At 71.9% G+C, this 17707-nt stretch carries 15 protein-coding genes and 1 tRNA gene; 8 read left to right on the top strand and 8 right to left on the bottom strand.

Going from position 1 to position 17707, the window contains the following annotated elements:
• Window positions 1-2: 2 nt before the first annotated feature.
• From SPOPO_RS0110285 to SPOPO_RS0110275, 3 genes are read left to right on the top strand one after another with little or no spacing between them, the layout of a single operon-like run.
• Entirely contained in the window at window positions 3-326 is a 324-nt protein-coding gene (locus SPOPO_RS0110285) for a hypothetical protein (RefSeq protein WP_019874687.1), read from the top strand.
• A gap of 17 nt (window positions 327-343) precedes the next feature.
• Window positions 344-859, top strand: coding sequence for a hypothetical protein (locus SPOPO_RS0110280; RefSeq protein WP_019874686.1), 516 nt, complete (start codon window positions 344-346; stop codon window positions 857-859).
• Between the two features lie 9 nt (window positions 860-868).
• A complete protein-coding gene (locus SPOPO_RS0110275; RefSeq protein ID WP_019874685.1) occupies window positions 869-1348 on the top strand; it encodes a DUF421 domain-containing protein in 480 nt (159 codons plus the stop codon).
• Window positions 1349-1355: 7 nt separating this feature from the next.
• Here SPOPO_RS0110275 and SPOPO_RS0110270 read toward each other — a convergent pair whose 3' ends face one another.
• From SPOPO_RS0110270 to SPOPO_RS28850, 4 genes are all read right to left on the bottom strand, one after another.
• Window positions 1356-2495, bottom strand: coding sequence for a zinc-binding dehydrogenase (locus SPOPO_RS0110270; RefSeq protein ID WP_019874684.1), 1140 nt, complete (start codon window positions 2493-2495; stop codon window positions 1356-1358).
• 31 nt (window positions 2496-2526) lie between these two features.
• On the bottom strand, window positions 2527-4203 hold the full coding sequence (locus SPOPO_RS0110265; RefSeq protein WP_019874683.1) for a glutamine--tRNA ligase/YqeY domain fusion protein: 1677 nt from the start codon (window positions 4201-4203) through the stop codon (window positions 2527-2529).
• A gap of 202 nt (window positions 4204-4405) precedes the next feature.
• A tRNA-Lys gene (locus tag SPOPO_RS0110260) sits at window positions 4406-4478 on the bottom strand.
• A 174-nt stretch (window positions 4479-4652) separates the two neighbouring features.
• Window positions 4653-5366, bottom strand: a complete 714-nt coding sequence (locus SPOPO_RS28850; protein ID WP_169577186.1) for a L,D-transpeptidase family protein — start codon at window positions 5364-5366, stop codon at window positions 4653-4655.
• A gap of 19 nt (window positions 5367-5385) precedes the next feature.
• Between SPOPO_RS28850 and SPOPO_RS0110250 the strand changes: the two genes are divergently transcribed.
• Entirely contained in the window at window positions 5386-6066 is a 681-nt protein-coding gene (locus tag SPOPO_RS0110250; RefSeq protein ID WP_169577185.1) for an alpha/beta fold hydrolase, read from the top strand.
• Window positions 6067-6380: 314 nt separating this feature from the next.
• Here SPOPO_RS0110250 and SPOPO_RS0110245 read toward each other — a convergent pair whose 3' ends face one another.
• The 4 genes from SPOPO_RS0110245 to SPOPO_RS0110230 all read right to left on the bottom strand — a co-directional run bounded on the left by SPOPO_RS0110245 (window position 6381) and on the right by SPOPO_RS0110230 (window position 12405).
• Window positions 6381-7580 (bottom strand): acyl-CoA dehydrogenase family protein, encoded by a 1200-nt coding sequence (locus tag SPOPO_RS0110245; RefSeq protein WP_019874680.1) that lies wholly within the window; start codon window positions 7578-7580, stop codon window positions 6381-6383.
• Window positions 7581-7814: 234 nt separating this feature from the next.
• Window positions 7815-10094, bottom strand: a complete 2280-nt coding sequence (locus SPOPO_RS0110240) for a hypothetical protein (RefSeq protein WP_019874679.1) — start codon at window positions 10092-10094, stop codon at window positions 7815-7817.
• 16 nt (window positions 10095-10110) lie between these two features.
• Window positions 10111-10491, bottom strand: a complete 381-nt coding sequence (locus SPOPO_RS28845) for an ACT domain-containing protein (protein WP_169577184.1) — start codon at window positions 10489-10491, stop codon at window positions 10111-10113.
• A gap of 21 nt (window positions 10492-10512) precedes the next feature.
• Window positions 10513-12405 (bottom strand): S9 family peptidase, encoded by a 1893-nt coding sequence (locus tag SPOPO_RS0110230; RefSeq protein WP_169577183.1) that lies wholly within the window; start codon window positions 12403-12405, stop codon window positions 10513-10515.
• Window positions 12406-12521: 116 nt separating this feature from the next.
• On the opposite strand from SPOPO_RS0110230, the gene SPOPO_RS28840 reads away from it, so the two are divergent.
• Genes SPOPO_RS28840 through SPOPO_RS0110210 form a run of 4 tightly spaced genes read left to right on the top strand, consistent with a single transcriptional unit; the run spans window position 12522 to window position 17644 of the window.
• On the top strand, window positions 12522-13805 hold the full coding sequence (locus tag SPOPO_RS28840; RefSeq protein ID WP_084671712.1) for an LCP family protein: 1284 nt from the start codon (window positions 12522-12524) through the stop codon (window positions 13803-13805).
• 4 nt (window positions 13806-13809) lie between these two features.
• The gene (locus SPOPO_RS0110220; protein ID WP_019874675.1) at window positions 13810-16335 is read left to right on the top strand and encodes a DEAD/DEAH box helicase; all 2526 of its coding nucleotides are present in this window, start codon (window positions 13810-13812) and stop codon (window positions 16333-16335) included.
• A gap of 32 nt (window positions 16336-16367) precedes the next feature.
• The gene (locus SPOPO_RS0110215) at window positions 16368-17216 is read left to right on the top strand and encodes an RDD family protein (RefSeq protein ID WP_019874674.1); all 849 of its coding nucleotides are present in this window, start codon (window positions 16368-16370) and stop codon (window positions 17214-17216) included.
• A 2-nt stretch (window positions 17217-17218) separates the two neighbouring features.
• Window positions 17219-17644, top strand: a complete 426-nt coding sequence (locus SPOPO_RS0110210) for a DUF2752 domain-containing protein (RefSeq protein WP_019874673.1) — start codon at window positions 17219-17221, stop codon at window positions 17642-17644.
• Window positions 17645-17707: the final 63 nt, after the last annotated feature.

The raw sequence follows: 17707 nt of genomic DNA, 5'->3' as shown, positions 1-17707 counted from the left end.
CCATGGCCGACGACACGTCTCGCCCCGCCGAGCTTCAGGACGACCAGGTCGACCAGGCGCTGGCCGCGCTGCCCGGCTGGGAGCGCTCCGGCGTCATGCTCGTGCGCCACATCCCCGTGCCGCGGGACAGCCGCGACGCGCTGGAAGAGGGCATCCGCAACGTCGTCAACGACGAGTCCCGCATCCAGATGCAGGTCGTGGACGACGAGGTCTTCACGATCAGCCTCGGCGACGGCCCGAACCGGCTCAAGCCGGAGGACCTCGAGACCGCGGCGCGGATCGACACCGTCCTGAGCGGATCCGGGACGGATCGCGGGACCACCTGAGGCCCGCGGGCCGAGAGGTGGACAACGACTCGACGCTCGCCGACGTCCATCCCCCCGAGATTCGACGACGGGCCCGCGCGGGACGCCGCGCGGTGCTCGTCGTCCTGGCGCTGGTCGTTCTGGCCGGCGCCACGACCTTGTTGGGGGTCCGGACCGGCACGGCGTCCACGACCGACGGCACCTGGTCTCTGCAGGTGCGTTACCCGCAGATCGCCCGCTCGGGGCTCGACGTCGTCTGGCAGGTGCGGGTGACGCACCCGGGCGGGTTCCGCGAGCCGATCCAGATCGCGGTCAACGCCAGCTACTTCGACATCTTCGAGACGCAGGGTTTCCACCCCGAGCCGTCGAAGACCACCCGTGACGGGAAGTTGCTGTACCTCGAGTTCGACCCGCCGCCGGGGGACGAGTTCGTCGTCGACTACGACGCCTACATCCAGGGTTCCTCACAGCTCGGCCGGCGCGGCGAGGTGCATCTGATGGACCGGAACCGGCCACGCCTCACCGTCACCTACCGCACGTGGCTCGCGCCCTGAGGAGGGCCGATGGAGATCGTCATCCGCGCGCTGGTCGCGTTCGTGTTCCTGTGGCTCGTCACCCGGGCGGTGGGGCGCTCGACCCTCGGTGAGTTGAGCGCCTTCGAGCTGCTGCTGTTCGTCACGATGGGCGACCTGATCCAGGGCGGCGTGACCCAGCAGGACTTCAGCTTCACCGGCGCGGTGCTCGCCGTCGGCACGTTCGCGCTGCTGACCGTCGCGTTCTCCTACGCGAACTGGCGGTGGCGCCCGGTCCGGCCGGTGGTCCACGGCGTCCCGGTCGTCGTCGTCGCCGACGGCGAACCGAAGATCGACGCGATGCGCGGCGAACGCCTCTCGATGGACGACCTCATGGCCGCCGCCCGGGAGAACGGCATCGAGCGGTTCAGCGACATCCGCCTCGCCGTCCTCGAGACCGACGGTCGGATCAGCTTCTTCACCGTCGACCCCACCAAGAGCGGCGCCGACCAGGGGGCACAGATCAGCTGACGCCCAGTCAGGGAGCGACGAGAATCTTGGCCTGCTCCTCGGCCTTGCCGAGGGTGTCGAAGGCGGCGGGGACGCCGTCGAGGTCGACGGTGGACGTGATCAACGGGGTCGGGTCGACCTTGCCGTCGGCGAGCAGGTGCAGGGTGTCGTAGAACTCGCCGGGGTCGTAGGCGAAGACGAACTGCATCGCGATCTCCTTGGTGAGCGCGGTGATCGGGACGATCGCGTCGCGCTCCATGCAGACGCCCACCACGACGACGCGGGTGTAGAGGGGCGCGGAGGCGAGGATGTGGTCGAGAATGCCGGGCACCCCGACGCACTCGAAGACGACCGGACCCGTCGGGGTCCTGCCCGTCGCCTCGGCCGCACGCAGCGCCTTCGACCAGGGCAGGAACGGGACGGTCCGCAGCTTCTCGATCGAACCGAGCGCGAAGTGCAGCAGCTTGCCGGCGTCGGTGAAGTACCTGCTGTCGGCGAAGGAGGTCCAGGGCGAGTCGACGGCCGGATCGACGACGACGTGCGCCCCGCAGCGCGCCGCGAGACCGCGCCGGACGGCGGAGTAGTCGCTCGCGATGATGTGCCGCACTCCGCGGGCCTTCAGCATGAGGATGACGGCGAGTCCGATCGGCCCGCAGCCGATGACGACGGCAGTCTCGTTCTTGCCGATCTTCGCCTTGCGCACCGCGTGGTACGCGACCGCGAGAGGCTCGGTCAGGGCGGCGGCCTCCGGGGAGAGTCCGTTCGGCACGGGGAAGGTGAGGGCCTCGTCGACCAGGACCCGCTCGGCGTAAGCGCCCGGGGCGTCCTGCGAGAGGCCGAGGAACTCCGGCCGTCCGTCGATGCGCACGATCGGCAGCGCGACGACCGCGGCGCCCTCGTCGATGCGGCGCTTCGTGCCCGGCCCGAACTCCCGCACCCGGCCGCTGAACTCATGCCCCATCACGACGGCCTGCGAGCGCCGCATCATGTTGGGAAAGCCGATGTTCGCGGCCGCGTCGGCCACCGGGTCCGCGTGGAACCGGGCGTGCAGATCCGACCCGCAGATCCCGGCCCGGACCACGTCGAGGACGAGGTGCCCCTTCGCGGGCTTCGGGTCCGGAATCTCCCCGACCCGGAGCTCGGTGTTCTGACAGACGACAGCACGCATGAATCGACGCTACTGCCGCCGTCCAGAGGTCCTAGCCGTTGCGCTTCTGGATGTTGGCCCACTCGTCGCGGAGGCCGACGGTGCGGTGGAAGGTCCCGGGGGTGTCGACGTCGGCGGCGAAGTACCCGAGCCGCTCGAACTGGACGACCTCGCCGGGCTTGGTGTCGGCGAGAACCGGCTCGGCCTTCGCCCCCGTCAGCGTGCGGCGCGAGGCCGGGTTCACGACCGGGTCGTTGCCGTCGCTGCCGGGGCGGGTCTCCGCGTAGAGCCGTTCGTAGAGGTGCACGGTGATGTCGACGGCGTGCGCGGCGCTGACCCAGTGCATCGTGGCCTTGACCTTGCGGCCGTCGGGGGCGTTCCCGCCCTTGGTCGCCGGGTCGTAGGTGCAGTGCACCTCGGTGACGTTGCCGTCGGCGTCGGTCACGACGTCGGTGGCCGTGACGAAGTAGCCGCCGCGCAGCCGGACCTCACGGCCGGGCGAGAGGCGGAAGTACTTCGGCGGGGGGTCGAGCTTGAAGTCGTCCTGCTCGATCCAGAGCTCGCCGGTGAACGGGACGCTGCGCACGCCGGCCGCCGGGTCCTCCGGGTTCTCCACCAGCTCGACGTGCTCGACCTGACCCTCCGGCCAGTTCGTGATGACGACCTTGAGCGGCTCGAGCACCGCCATGCGCCGCAGCGCGTGCGCGTTGTGGTGGGTGCGGACGAACGACTCGAGGTACTCGATCTCGGTCGTCGTGTTGGTCTTCGCCGCCCCGAGCGTCGAGACGAACTCGCGGATCGCCGCGGCCGGGTACCCGCGCCGGCGCAGGCCACGCAGGGTCGGCATGCGGGCGTCGTCCCAGCCGTCGACGGTGCCGTTCTCGACGAGGGCGCGCAGCAGCCGCTTCGACATGACGGTGTGGGTCAGCGCGAGGCGGGCGAACTCGATCTGGACCGGCCGTTCGCGCGGCAGGTCGAGGTGGTCGAGGCACCAGTCGTAGAGCGGGCGGTGGTCGGCGAACTCGAGCGTGCAGATCGAGTGGGTCACGCCCTCGATCGCGTCCGACTGGCCGTGAGCCCAGTCGTAGGTCGGGTAGATGATCCAGTCCGTCCCGGTGCGGACGTGCGGGACGCGGCGGATTCGGTAGAGCACCGGGTCGCGCAGGGTCATGACGGACGCCTGCATGTCGATCTTCGCCCGCAGGACCTTCGAACCGTCGGGGAACTCCCCGTCCCGCATCCCGCGGAGCAGCGCGAGGTTCTCCGCGGGGGCGCGGTTCCGGAACGGCGACTCGATGCCGGGCTTGCCGAACCCGCCCCGCTGGGCGCGGATCGTGTCGCCGTCCTGGTCGTCGACGTACGCGAGGCCCTTGTTGACCAGCGCCTCGGCCCACTCGTAGATCTGGCCGAAGTAGTCGGAGGCGTAGAAGACGTTGGCCGGGGTGAACCCGAGCCAGGCGATGTCCTCCAGGATCGCCTCGACGTACTCGTGGTCCTCCGCCTCGGGATTCGTGTCGTCGAAGCGCAGGTTGCAGGTCCCGCCGAACTCCGCGGCCAGCCCGAAGTTCAGGCAGATGCTCTTCGCGTGCCCGATGTGCAGGTAGCCGTTCGGCTCCGGTGGGAACCGCGTCTGGACCCGGTCGCCGTACTTCCCCGACGCCAGGTCGGCCCGGATGATCTCGCGGATGAAGTCGCTCGGCGCGGGGCCGGACTCGGGCTCGGCGTTCATCCGCTCATGTTTTCAGGTCGGGCTCGCCGGCGACCGAAGGGGAGGCGAGAGACGGCTGTGCCGGTACGGCGAGAGCGAGCGACGCTGAAGCTGCAGATCGTGACGTCAGGGACAGCTGAGCCGTCTCAACTGCATCCTCCGTCACGAACTGCAGCTTTGCTGTCGGAGCCGCGCGACCGCGCGCAGCAGCCGCCGAACCGGGTGGGCCGTCGGGGGATCGAACCCCGAACCCGCGGATTAAAAGTCCGCTGCTCTGCCAGTTGAGCTAACGGCCCGGTTGCGCGGAAGCGCCCTGGAAGCGTACTGGTTCAGCGGCCGCGGCCCGGGTGCCGTCTTCACCGGCTGAGCTCAGCTTCACTGGCCCGGCCGGGCTGGTGAGGCAGGGGCTCAGCTGGTGAAGGCGGCGGGGTGGCTGGTGAAGCGGGGCCGGTGGGGCGGGGCGCGGCAGGTCAGCGGGTGACGACGACCTTCGTGGGCTGGGCGGCGAAGCGGTAGAGCTTCTTGATCAACGGCAGCGGCATCCGGATGCAGCCGGCGGACTTCGAGAGGTCGGTGCCGGCGTAGTAGTCCGGGTGGATCGGCTGGCCGGTGCGCTTGCTGACGGGAATCTGGTGGAATCCGACGATGCAGTCGTGGAACCGGACGAACCAGTCGATCCGGAGCCCCCCGCTGCGGTCGCTGCGGTACCGGGAGCGGGCGGGCTTCCCGCACTGCGCGCCGGTCCGGTACGTGCGCTGGGGCAGCCAGTCGTTGTCGACGATGCCGCCCTGGGCGAGGACGGTGCCGTCCTCCTTGACGAGCCACAGCCAGTTCTGGCCCTGGCTCATGACGATGCGGCGGCCCTGGCCCGTCCGCGTCGGCACGGGGCGGTCCTTGCAGCTCTTGCCCTTGCCGGAGGTCAGGCGCTTCATCGTCGGACCGCCGAGCTGGCCGGTCTGCTTCAGGCCGTTCGCGGCCTGAAAGCGGATGGTCGCCGCCTTGAGCCGGATGCCCTCGGACGCCGAGGGCCCGATGAAGCACCCGAGCCCCTGGAACCGGGACTCCGCGAGCTTGGACCCGCTCGCCACCACGGTCGCGGACTCGCGCGTCTCCTGCGCCCGCGCCCCGTCGACCGGGCCGAGCGCGGTGACGGCCATCAGCACCGCCAGACTGCCCACGGACACGCGCGTCGAGAATGGTCCCGTGGACCGGATCACTCTTACCTCCGCCGGCATCGAACTCGCCGCGGACTTCTACCCCGGCACCAAGAATCTAGCTTTCGTCGTCACCCACGGGTGGGGAAGTTCGCGACCCGTCGACATCCCGGCCGCGCTGGCCGGCGCCGGCTTCCCCGCCCTCGCCCACGATCTGCGCGGACACGGCGAGAGCGGCGGCGTCCTCGGCGAGGCCTCCCGCGCGGACTGGGTCGCCGACGTCGTCGCGGTGATCGACGAGCTCCGCGGCCGCGTCCCCGGCGCCCGGATCGGGCTCGTCGGCGCGAGCTTCGGCGCCTACCTGTCGCTCGTCGCCGCCGGGGAGCGCGAGGTCGCGGCGCTGTCGTTGCGCGTCCCCGCCAACTACGTCGACGCCGGCTTCGACGTCCCGCACGAGCCTCGCTTCCGCGCGGGCGTCCGCCGCCCCGCGGACCTGTACCCCGCCGACAGCCGGGCCCTGCGCGTCCTGCGGGCGTTCGGCGGCCCCGTCCAGCTCGTCGATGCCGACGGCGACACCGTCATCCCGCGGGAGACGATCGCCGGCTACCGCGACGCCGTCGACCCGGCCCGACTGAGCCGGTACACCCTGTCCGGCCCCCACCATCTCGCGACGCCGGAGCTCCGCGGCGAGTACATCGCCGCCCTCCTCGCCTGGGCCGACACGCTCTGACACCGCCCGCATCTCGGCTTCACTGGCCCCACCGCGCGCTTCACCGGCTGAGCCCTCGCTTCACCCGCCAGGCAGAGCCGGTGAAGGTGGTCACGGCCGGTGAAGGCGGCGCTCCGGGCCAGCGATGGCGCCGCGGGCGAGAGGCCGTCGACGCCGCCCTCACCTGGGCCGGCAGGCGGCCGGCCGCCGCCCCGCGCGCAGCTTCACCAGCCAGAACCACCTTCACTCGCCCGGCCGGACGTGTGAAGCGGGGGTTCAGCAAGTGAAGCCTGGCTGCAGCGAGTGAAGCGGACAGCGCTGGAGCGGGAAGCGGGTCAGCCGCCGAGCTGGTCGCGGACGCGGCTGACGGCGCGCTTGGAGATCGACATCTTGTGGACCTCGGTGGCGCCGTCGTAGATGCGGAAGGCGCGGATCTCGGCGTAGATGCGGCCGATGACGAGGTCGTCGGTGGTCCCCATGCCGCCCGCGAGCTGGACGGAGCGGTCGACGACGCGGCTGGTGGCCTCGGAGATGAAGACCTTCGCCTTGGAGGACGCCTCGGTCGCGGTGGCGGGCTCGGAGTTCTCGACCTCGAGGCAGGTCTGCAGCAGCAGGGCGCGGGCGGCGGTCAGGTCGATCTCGTTCTCGGCGATCATCTGCTGCGCCATGCCGAGGTCGGCGAGGGAGCTGCCCCAGACCTCTCGGTGGACGGCGCGGTGCAGGGCGATCATGTGCGCGCGGCGGGCGGCGCCGAGCCAGCGCATGCAGTGCGTCAGCCGCGCGGGCGCGAGGCGGACCTGCGCGTACGCGAAGCCCCGGCCCGGCTCGCCGAGCACGGCCTCGTCGGTGACGAAGACCTCGTTCAGGCCGACGCGGCAGTGCCCGCCCGGCATGGTCGAGTCGAGCGTCGTCGGGTGGCCCTTGATCTGCCAGCCCGGGTTGTCGGTGTCGACGAGCAGCATCGTCGCGCCGCGGGAACCGTCCTCGCCGCCCCCGCCCTTGGCCATGACGATCGAGAACGCCGCGCCCTCGGCGCCGGTGATCAGGTGCTTCTCGCCGTTGATGACCCAACCGCCGGAGACTTTCTGGACGGTGGTGCGCATCGCGCTCGGGTCCGAGCCGGCGCCGGGCGGGGGCTCGGTCATCGAGAAGCAGGAGCGGACGTCGCCCTGCGCGAGCGGGCGCAGGTACTTCTCGCGCTGCGCCGGCGTCGCGATGACGTTGAGCATGTGGATGTTGCCCTCGTCGGGGGCGTGGCAGTTCAGCGCCAGCGGGCCGAGCAGCGAGGTGCCGGCCTCCTCCAGCAGGATCGCGGACTCCGCGAGGGAGAAACCGCCGCCGCCGAGGTCGGCCGCCGCCTGCGGGGCGAACACCACGGCCTCCTTCGCCGCGGCCTGCAGCTCACGGCGCAGGTCGTCGTCGGCGCCCTTGGCGAAGGCCTCCTGCTCGCGCGGGACCACGACCTCCTCGACGAAGTCGCGGATGCGGTCACGCCATTCGGTCACCCGCTCGGGAAGCGTGAAGTCCAGCGCCATGGGAGGCCCCCTTAGAAGGTCGTCTGCCCCCAGTATCCCGTCAGCGCCGACTGTTCCCCGAATCCGGGGCCTGCGCGCAGCTTCCCCGCCGCATCTTCTCCAGCCCGGCGCGCCCATCCCGCGGGGTCGATACCCGCGGCGCGCCACAGAAGTCGAGCGCTCCCACAACCTCTCCAGCCCGGCGCGCCCATCCCGCGGGGTCGATACCCGCGGCGCGCCACAGAAGATGCGAGTTCAGCGCGGCTGGGGGCCCCGCGCGGTCGGGGCCGGCCAGGACCCGTGGGCGCCGAGCTCCCGGATCCGCGCCCCGAGCGCCTGCAGCTCCGCGTCGGGCTTCGCGCTCGCCGCGATCCGGGCGATCTGATTGGTCGTGAACTGGACGCCGTGACGCTGCGTCAGGAACGCCTTGAGGTTCGTCGCCTCGCGGCCCTCGAACGCGGCCCGCCACTCCGCCAGCAGGTCGTCCCAGGTCGCACCCGGGACGAACTCGTCGGCCGGCAGGTAGCAGATGACGTCGGGGGCAGAGAGCGTCTCCAGCTTGATGCGGTGCGCCCGGCGGGCCCGGATCGCTCGGGTCAGCAGGTTCTGCAGCCACCGCGCCTCGGCGCCGGGCATTTTGCCCAGCGGCACCAGCGCACGGATCGCGGATTCCGTACCCCCGCGGCCGATGGCGGCCTGTGCCTTGTCCCACACCGGCTGGATCGCCGCCCGCGCGATGTTGTCGAGCACCAGCACGATCGCGGCGTCGGTGAAGTCCCAAATCAGTCCGGCCGTCGCGAGCGACTGCATCTGCTTCGCGCCGCCGACGGGGTAGATCACCGACCACGAGTCCAGGTCCGGCGCCAGTAGCGAGCCGAGGACGACCTCGTCGTGCTTGCCCTCGACGATGACGAAGCACCGCACCATCTGCAGCAGGTCCGCCGGGGTGAGCCCGAGGTCCTCGCGCATCGAGTCGCGCTCGAGTTCCTCGCGCAGCGCGAAGTCCATCCCCCGCGCGGCCGCGGCCCCGGAGGCCAGGCGCGTCACGTGCATCAGCGCCACCCGCTGCGGGTCGAGCATCGCCGGCGAGTGGGTCGCGACGGCCATGCGCAGCCCGGACTCGGCGGCGATGCGCACGAGAGCGTCCGGCAGCGCGGACTCCGCGCGCCGGTGCAACCCGGCCTCGGGCTCGTCGCAGAGGAACACCACCGGCAGGGCCTCGGACCCGGCCACGGACACCGCCAGCGCGGCCGACAGCGCGGCCCAGCGGCGCTGCGCCGTCGACAGCGCCGCGAGCGGCAGCGTGGCCGGCGCCGCCGTCCCGGCCTGGGGGAACCGCGCGACCCAGCTCGGCAGCGCGCCGGCCAGCCAGTCGTTCGGGTCGCCGGGAGCGAACACCAGCTCCGGGGCGTCCGGAAAGACCGCGCGCAGGTACTTGGTCGCGAGCTCGGTCAGGCGCGCCAGCAGCGGGTCGACCTTCGGGTGGAACCGCGCCCCGCCGTCCGCGAACGACGCCAGCATCTGGCCCCCGGCGGCGCGGAGCACTTCCTCACGGGTCAGCCGGTCGACGTCGGCGGCGCTCGTCTCGTCCGTCACCAGCTCGACGAGCGGGGCGCTGATCGTCGCCACCTCGACGACCGGCACCGTCGCCCACAGCGGCCACGGCACGGTGCGGACATCGGTCCCGAGCTCGGGCGAGGTCCCCGGCCCGACGAACCCGCGACCGGAGATGAACGCGTCCGAGATGTCGGAGAGCTCGCGCCACGGGAAGCCCGAGTTCGAGAGCACGGTCCCGTCGTCGAGGGCCGCGCGCAGGCGGTCGCCGGCCTCCACGTCGTCGAGCGGCAGAGCGCGGTCCTGCTCCAGCAGTGCGGCGCAGGCGGCGTCCTCCTCCGACGCCGCGGCGTAGACCGACCAGCGCGGCTCCTCGCGGGTCCCGATCGCACGCAGCACGTAGTGCCCGCCCCGGGTGATCTCGCCGATCACGGCCTTGTGGAACCGCATGAAGTCGTTGATGTGCTCGTACTCCGACATCAGCATCTGCTGCGCGGCCAGGTGCGCACCGACGAGCTCGCGCAACGACGTCGGGCTGTGCGCCTCGTCGACGACGGCCTGGGTGAACGAACGGAAGTCGTCGAGGACCTCGGCGTAGTCGTCGCTCGGCCCGACCTCGAACTCCTCGTCGCGACGCCGGGCGAAGTGCGCGACCACGTCCCCCCGCAGCCGGTTCAGGTGCTGACGCATCGCCCGGGCGAGGTTGTCGCGCCACGGGTCGGGTCCGCGGCCGGTGAACTCGGCCTCCGCGTCCGGGACGTGGACGTGCACCAGCCCCCAGCTGTCCGCCTGCTGCTCGCCGCGCAGGGCGGAGATCGTCGCGGTCAGGATGCGCGTCTTCCCGGCGCCGTTGCGGCCGTAGAGGGCGAGCAGCGGCTCGAACAGCGGGACGTGCACCCGCCCGATCGGCGCCGGCCCGCAGACCGTCACCCCGAGCAGCCGCACCGACGCCGCACCGGTGGTGGGGGCCAGGTCGGACATAGGCGCAGGCTAGTGCCTACGGGGCCACGCCGAGGACCTTCTTCAGCCCCTCCAGGTCCGGCGAACCGAACACCACCCGATCCCCGGTCGCGACATAGACGAGGTCGAGGTTCACCCCCGCCTTCGCGATCCGGTGCGTGATGTCGGCGAGCTCGCCGGGCCGGTCGTGAACCTCGACGATCACGACCTCCCGCTCGCGACTGACGCCCAGTCCGACGATCGACAGCGAGTGCCGCGCGGCCTCGGCGTGCTTGACGAGGATGTGCAGCTCGGCGTGGTTGTCGTTGCCGAGGCACGTGGCCGCCGCGATGTTCACCCCCGCGTCGCTGATCGCGGTCGCGACCTTGGCCAGCGCGCCCGGGGTGTTCTCAAGGTCGATGACGAGATCGACCGCCATGCGTCCCATCGCACGATCAGCCTACGGCCGCAGGACCTCTTCAAGGAAGGCCGCGACGCGGGGGTACGCGTCCAGACGGTTCTTCAGTTTCGCGAGGCCGTGGCCCTCGTCCTCATAGATCGCCATCTCGGTGCGGATGCCCTTGCCCTGCAGGGCGGCGTGGATCTGCTGGGCCTCCCCGACCGGGACCCGCGGGTCGTTGACGCCGTGGACGAGGAAGAGCGGGGCCCGCATCGCGTCGAGGCGGTTGATCGGGGACAGCTCCTCCAGGAGATCCCGGTGATGCTCGAGCGAGCCGTACTCGCGCTCCCGGAAGGCGCGGCGCCAGTCGGCGGTGTTCTGCAGGAACGTCACCAGCGAGGACATTCCGACGATGCAGACGCCCGCGGCCCACAGGTCGGGCTGGAACGCGAGCCCGGACAGGACCATGTAGCCGCCGTAGGACCCGCCGTAGAGCGCGCAGCGCTCGGGGTCGAGGTCGTCGGTGGTCGCGATCCAGCGGTGGATCCACTCCATGTCGCGGATCGAGTCGAACCGCTTCTCGACGTCGTCGAGCGCCTGGTAGCGCCGGCCGTACCCGGTGGACCCGCGCACGTTCGGGGCGATCACGACGAACCCGCGGGCGACCAGGTACTGCGTCAGCGCCGCGAACGACGGCCGGTACTGCGACTCCGGCCCGCCGTGGAGAATCATCACGACCGGCCGCTTGCCGCTGGCCGCGCCGCGGGGGCGGAAGACGTACAGCGGGATCGACTCCCCGTCGTGCGCCGGGACCCGGACCAGGTCCGGGGCCACGAGCGTCGACTCGTCGAGCCGGTGCGGCGACCGCGTCAGCCGCGTCGCGGTGCCGGCGACGGTGTCGTAGAGCCACCCGTCGCCCGGCACGAGCGGCGAGGAGTACGAGTACGACAGGTACCGGCCGTCCCGGGAGAACGAGAACCCGCCCGCGACCCCGGTGCCCGGCAGCGGGACGTCCGCGGTCTTCTCCAGCGTCGTCGGGTCGTGAAGCGCGGCCTCGGTGCGCCCGTCGGCGTTGGTGACGACCAGCAGGTGCCGGCCGGTCCAGTCGACGGCGCAGCCCGCGTCCCACTCCGGGGTGAGGACGAACTCCCACGCCCCGTCCGGGGTGCCGCGCGCGATCGCGGACATGTCCCGCCCCACGTCGTGCGAGAAGAAGAACGCGGAGGAGTCCGGCAGCCACGACGGACTCCCGATCTCCGCCGGCTCGGAGTGCGGCGCGAGCTCGACGAGGGAGGCGTCGGCGCGGTCCAGCAGGTGCAGCGTCGAGTCGCCGGGCTGCTGCGTGAGCGCCCCGAGCGCGAGGTAGCGGCCGTCCGGCGAGAAGTTGCCGGCCCAGGTCCAGCCGCCGGGGGCGTGGACGAGCTGCTCGGAGCCGGTGGCCAGGTCGCGGACCCAGACGTCGAAGTCGGTCCCGGTCCGCCGGTTGGTCGCGTAGGCGAACGCGGAACCGTCGCGGGTCACGCCCCCGGAGCGGTGGATGTGCTCCGGGTCAACCACCAGGGGGGACAAAGCGTCCACCTGCGGGACGGGCGCCGCCGGGGCGTCCGCCGTGACCGGGAGCAGGTAGAGCTGGTGCCGTTCGTTACCGCCCGCGTCGATGCCGATCAGCACGGTGTCCGCGGCCGCACCCTCGGGCCCGTGCGGCACCGGCAGGAAGCCGCCGCCGGCGGGCTCCGGCAGGTCCGTGACCTGCCGCAACGCCTCGATCGGCACCCCGTCGGGACGCAGGTCACCGAGTTCCAGCGCATAGAGCTGCGCGCTTCCGGGCACATCAGAGCTGATCAGCAGCCGTTCGCCGGTCGGGGAGAACCCCGACGGGCCTGCGGTGCGTGTTTCGAGGTAGGCCCGGATGTCGGGCTCGCCGGCGGGAACGGACGGGTCTGGAGTGCTCACCGGGACAGCCTGCGGCACCCCCGGGCGAGCTCGCCAACCACCACGCCGCCTCAGCAATCGCGTGTACGTTGCCGGAGAACTTCTCGGGAAATCACTCGGGGATGCAGGAGGGCTCGATGAGCGACCGCGGGGCGGGACCCTGGTTCCGCGACGAAGTCGCGCCGCAGCGCCCCCGCCGGGCGGAGCCACCGGAGGCCCCGACGGTGGTCTCGCGGCCCGCCGCCAACCGGCCGTTCCCGCCGGTCTCGCGGCAGGAACCGCCGCCCGCGCCCCCGCAGCGTCCGGTCGACGCCTACCCGCCGCAGCCGCCGGCCGACCAGCCGGCGGGACGCCGCCGCACCGCGACCGGGGCCGGGGCCGCGCCGCCGCAGAGCCGCCCGCCGATGCGCCGGCCGGTCGGGGAGGCCCCGCCGCCCCCGCCGCAGCCGCCGCAGACCGTCGTCAAACGCAAGCGACGCCGCTTCGGCTGGAAGAAGCCGGTCGCGATCGCGGCCGTGCTGTTCCTCGTGCTGCCCATGTGCCTGTACTTCTGGGCCGACTCCCGGCTCGAGCGGATCGACGCGTTCCCGGCCTCGAACTCCCGGCCGGCGAAGACGCCGGGCAGCGACTGGCTCATCGTCGGCTCCGACAGCCGCGAGGGCCTGTCGGCGAAGGAGCGCGCCAAGCTCAAGACCGGCCGCGCGACCGGCCAGCGCACCGACACGATGATGCTGCTCCACATCCCGGACGGCGGCGGCAAGCCGACGCTGGTCAGCCTCCCGCGCGACTCCTACGTCTCGATCCCCGGACACTCGAAGAACCGGCTCAACGCCGCGTTCGCGTTCGGCGGGCCGAAGCTGCTGATCCAGACCGTCGAGCAGGCCACGAACATCCGCATCGATCACTACGCCGAGATCGGGTTCGGCGGGCTGTTCGACCTCGTCAACGCCGTCGGCGGTGTGAACATGTGCATCGACGAGGCGCGCAAGGACCCCAAGGCGGGCCTGGACATCAAGAAGGGCTGCCAGAACCTCGACGGTGGCGAGGCGCTCGGCATCGCCCGCTCCCGCGCATCGACGCGCGGTGACCTGGACCGCGTGAGCAACCAGCGCGAACTGATCAGCTCGCTGATGGACAAGGTCACCTCGCCGACGACGCTGCTCAACCCGTTCCGCATGTGGTCGGTGGCGACCAAGGGCGCCGGCGCGATGGTCATCGACGACGGCGACCACCTGATCGACCTGGTCCGTCTCGCATGGGCAGCGAAGGGGCTCGGGACGACGACGACGGTTCCGATCGGACGTGAGTACACGGCGTCCGGGGTCGGCTCGGTGATCGAGTGGGACGCCGGCCGCTCCCGTGCCCTGTTCGACGCGCTGCGGCAGGACCGCCCGGTGCCGAAGTCCGCGCAGTTCAACTGATCGGATGACGCGACTGCTCGCGGACCTGCTTTCTGCACCACCGGACCCGGACGCGATCTTCGACGCCTTCACGGAGTGGGCGACGGGGACCGGTCTCGAGCCGTACCCGGCGCAGACCGAGGCGCTGATCGAGCTCGTCTCGGGATCGAACGTCATCCTCACGACGCCGACGGGCTCGGGAAAGAGCCTGGTCGCGACCGGGATGCACTTCGCCGGGCTGGCGCAGGGCCGGCGCACGTTCTACTCGGCCCCGATCAAGGCGCTGGTGAGCGAGAAGTTCTTCGCGCTCTGCGACATCTTCGGCGCCGAGCGGGTCGGCATGCTCACCGGCGACGCGGCGGTCAACCCGACCGCCCCGATCGTCTGCTGCACGGCCGAGGTGCTCGCGAACATCGCGCTGCGGGAGGGCGCCGCCGCGGACATCGGCGGGGTCGTGATGGACGAGTTCCACTTCTACGCCGAGCCCGACCGCGGGTGGGCCTGGCAGGTCCCGCTGCTGGAGCTCCCCCAGGCGCAGTTCCTCCTCATGTCGGCGACGCTCGGTGACGTGACGCGCTTTCAGGAGGATCTGACGGCGCGAACCGGCCGCCCCACGGCCGTGGTCACGTCGGCGACCCGCCCGATCCCGCTGCTGTACTCGTGGGCGCTCACTCCGGTGCACGAGACGATCGAGGATCTGCTGACGGCCCGTCAGGCACCGATCTACGTCGTGCACTTCACGCAGAAGGATGCGCTCGAGCGCGCCCAGTCACTGCTCTCGGTCACGTTGTGCACCCGCGAGCAGAAGGACGAGATCGCCGCCGCCATCGGGGACTTCCGCTTCGCCCGTGGGTTCGGGGCGACGCTGTCGAAGCTGGTCCGCCACGGGGTCGGGGTCCACCACGCCGGCATGCTGCCGAAGTACCGGCGCCTGGTGGAGCAGCTCACCCAGGCCGGGCTGCTCAAGGTCGTGTGCGGGACCGACACCCTCGGCGTCGGGATCAACGTGCCGATCCGCACGGTGCTGCTCACCGGGCTCGCGAAGTACGACGGGCACCGGACCCGGATCCTCAAGGCCCGCGAGTTCCACCAGATCGCCGGGCGGGCCGGGCGCGCCGGCTTCGACACCACCGGCTACTGCGTCGTCCAGGCGCCGGAGCACCTGGTCGAGAACGCGCGGCGGATCGCGAAGGCCGGCGACGACCCGGTGAAGCTCAAACGCGTCCAGAAGGTGAAGCCGCCCGAGGGCCAGGTGTCGTGGAACGAGGACACCTACAACCGGCTGGTGAACGCCGCACCGGAACCGCTGGTCTCGCGCATGCGGGTCACGCACTCGGTGCTGCTCAACGTCATCGCGCGCCCCGGTGACGGGTTCGAGCACATGCGCCACCTGCTGCGGGAGAACCACGAGGACCGCACCCGGCAGAACAAGCTGATCCGCCGCGCGATCCGGATCTACCGCGAGCTCGTCGCCGGCGGCGTCGTCGCGAAGCTGGCCGAGCCGGACGAGACCGGACGCTGGGTCGTCCCCCGCGTCGAACTGCAGACCAACTTCGCGCTGAACCAGCCGCTCTCGCCGTTCGCGCTCGCGACGTTCGAGCTGCTCGACCCGGAGTCCGAGACTTTCGCCCTCGACGTCGTCTCGGTGCTGGAGGCGACGCTGGAGGACCCGCGGCCGGTGCTGATGGCCCAGCAGTACGCCGCGAAGGGCGAAGCGGTGAACGCGATGAAGGCCGAGGGCATCGAGTACGACGAGCGGATGGAACTGCTCGAGGACATCACCTGGCCGAAGCCGCTGGAGGAGTTGCTGGAGGCGGCGTACGAGACCTACCGCGGCGGGCACCCGTGGATCGCGGAGTTCCCGCTCTCGCCGAAGTCCGTGGTCCGCGACATGGTCGAGCGCGCGATGACGTTCGGCGAGTTCGTCTCGCACTACGGCCTCGCACGCAGCGAGGGCATCGTGCTGCGGTACCTCGGCGACGCCTACAAGGCGCTGCGCCAGACCGTGCCCGACGAGCTCAAGAATCCCGAGCTCACCGATCTGATCGAGTGGCTCGGGGAGATGATCCGCCAGACCGACTCGAGCCTGCTCGACGAGTGGGAGGCTCTCGCCGAGGGCGTCGACCGGGCGACGCTCGCTGCCGCGGCGGAGCCCCGCGAGCCGAAGGGCGTCACCGCGAACACGCGCGCGTTCACGGTGCTCGTCCGCAACGCGTTCTTCCGGCGCGTCACGCTCGCGGCGCGGCACCAGTGGGCCGAACTCGGGCAGCTCGACGGCGAGTCCGGCTGGGCGGCCGCGGACTGGGCGAGCGCGATGCAGCCCTACTTCGCCGAGTACGGCCCGATCTCGACCGACCCTGACGCGCGCGGGCCGCACCTGCTCGTCGTCGACAAGGAGCCCGAGGGCCGGAAGCGGATCTGGACGGTCCGTCAGATCTTCGACGACCCGAACGGGGACCACGACTGGGGCTTCTCGGGTGAGGTTGATCTCGCCGCCTCCGACGAACTCGGGACGGCCGTCGTTCGTATCACCGCTGTCGGCCCGCACTAGGGTCGAATCCAGCAGCCGAGATGGGGGTAGGAATGGCCGAGTCGAAGGAACCGTCCGAGGAAGGCCGCGAGCCCGAGGACCCGTTCGCCCCCGGCCAGACCCCGCCCGGCTGGACGCAGCCCGGCCCGGGGCAGTCCTGGGAGTACAACCAGCCCCCGCCGCAGTGGGGTGCGCCGCCGAGCGGCCCGATCGGCCCCCCGCAGGAGCAGATCCCGCCGGAGCAGGTCCCTCCCCACTGGCAGCAGCCCTACGGCCAGCCGCCCGCCGCGGGCCAGCAGCCGCCACCCCCGCCGGGTTACGGCCAGCCCCCGGGATACGGCCAGCCCCCGGGATACGGGCAGCAGCCCCCGCCCTACGGCCAGCAGCCGCCGTACGGGCAGCCGCCGTACGGGCAGCAGCCGGGGTTCGGGCAGCCCGCGTACGGGCAGCCGGCGTACGGGCAGCCCCAGGTCCCGGGGATCCCGCCGGGCATCGAGGTCGGGTCGCTGGGCAAGCGGCTGCTCGCGCGGATCCTGGACTCACTGGTGCTCTCGCCGGTGTGGATCATCGTCGCGATCGTCACCTGGAACACGAATCTGGGCGTGCAGCTGCTCGGGACCGTCGTCCAGACCGCGATCTTCTTCGGCTACGACGCGTACTTCATCTCGGCCCGCGGCGCCACGATCGGCAAGCAGGCGCTCGGCCTGAAGGTCGTGCAGTTGGAGAACGGCGCGATTCCCGACCAGACGGCCGCCGGCAAACGGGCCGCGCTCTACAACTTCTCGTGGATCGCCTGCTACATCGGCTCGATCGTCGTCGCGTTGTCGCCGCTGTTCGACAGCAGCGGCCGCAAGCAGGGTCTGCACGACAAGTTCGGCGGCACCGTCGTCATCAAGGCCTGACCGTGGCCACGGCCCCGCCGCTGCGCGCCTCCGCGAGAACGACCGCCGCGCCGACCGCCCCCCTGGGGGTCGGCGCGGCGGTGGCGGCCGCGACGGCGGCGGTGGCCCTGGTCAGCCCGGAGGAGCCGGGGACCTACCCGCCCTGCCCGTTCCACACGGTGACGGGTTGGTGGTGCCCGGGCTGCGGCGGTCTGCGCGCGGTCCACGCCCTCGCCCACGGCGACCTGAGCACCGCGGTCGCCCGGAACGTTCTCGTCGTGCTCGCCGTCCCGCTCCTGGTCCTCGCCTGGGCGGCGTGGCTACGCCGCGCCGTCACCGGGCGGGCCGTGGTCAGGCTGCCCGTCGCCGCGGGCTGGACGCTCGCGGCCACCGTCGCCGTCTTCTGGGTCGCGCGGAACGTCCCCGCGGGGTCCTGGCTCGCCCCGTAGCAGTTCCGGCCGTATCACTTCCGTAAGGCGCGGAGGGGCTGCGCCGGAGCCCGCCGACGCGTT

Source organism: Sporichthya polymorpha DSM 43042 (genome assembly GCF_000384115.1).
Lineage (GTDB): Bacteria > Actinomycetota > Actinomycetes > Sporichthyales > Sporichthyaceae > Sporichthya > Sporichthya polymorpha.
The sequence above is the reverse complement of the archived record's forward strand: the minus strand, read 5'-3'. Positions and strand labels throughout refer to the sequence as shown.

What these genes read in the sequence shown, in the direction of transcription:
- SPOPO_RS0110285 (WP_019874687.1), top strand. Translation starts at nt 3, where the DNA reads ATGGCCGACGACACGTCTCGCCCCGCCGAGCTTCAGGACGACCAGGTC.
- SPOPO_RS0110275 (WP_019874685.1), top strand. Translation starts at nt 869, where the DNA reads ATGGAGATCGTCATCCGCGCGCTGGTCGCGTTCGTGTTCCTGTGGCTC.
- SPOPO_RS0110270 (WP_019874684.1), bottom strand. Translation starts at nt 2,495, where the DNA reads ATGCGTGCTGTCGTCTGTCAGAACACCGAGCTCCGGGTCGGGGAGATT.
- SPOPO_RS0110265 (WP_019874683.1), bottom strand. Translation starts at nt 4,203, where the DNA reads ATGAACGCCGAGCCCGAGTCCGGCCCCGCGCCGAGCGACTTCATCCGC.
- SPOPO_RS0110245 (WP_019874680.1), bottom strand. Translation starts at nt 7,580, where the DNA reads ATGGCGCTGGACTTCACGCTTCCCGAGCGGGTGACCGAATGGCGTGAC.
- SPOPO_RS0110240 (WP_019874679.1), bottom strand. Translation starts at nt 10,094, where the DNA reads ATGTCCGACCTGGCCCCCACCACCGGTGCGGCGTCGGTGCGGCTGCTC.
- SPOPO_RS28845 (WP_169577184.1), bottom strand. Translation starts at nt 10,491, where the DNA reads ATGGCGGTCGATCTCGTCATCGACCTTGAGAACACCCCGGGCGCGCTG.
- SPOPO_RS28840 (WP_084671712.1), top strand. Translation starts at nt 12,522, where the DNA reads ATGAGCGACCGCGGGGCGGGACCCTGGTTCCGCGACGAAGTCGCGCCG.
- SPOPO_RS0110220 (WP_019874675.1), top strand. Translation starts at nt 13,810, where the DNA reads ATGACGCGACTGCTCGCGGACCTGCTTTCTGCACCACCGGACCCGGAC.
- SPOPO_RS0110215 (WP_019874674.1), top strand. Translation starts at nt 16,368, where the DNA reads ATGGCCGAGTCGAAGGAACCGTCCGAGGAAGGCCGCGAGCCCGAGGAC.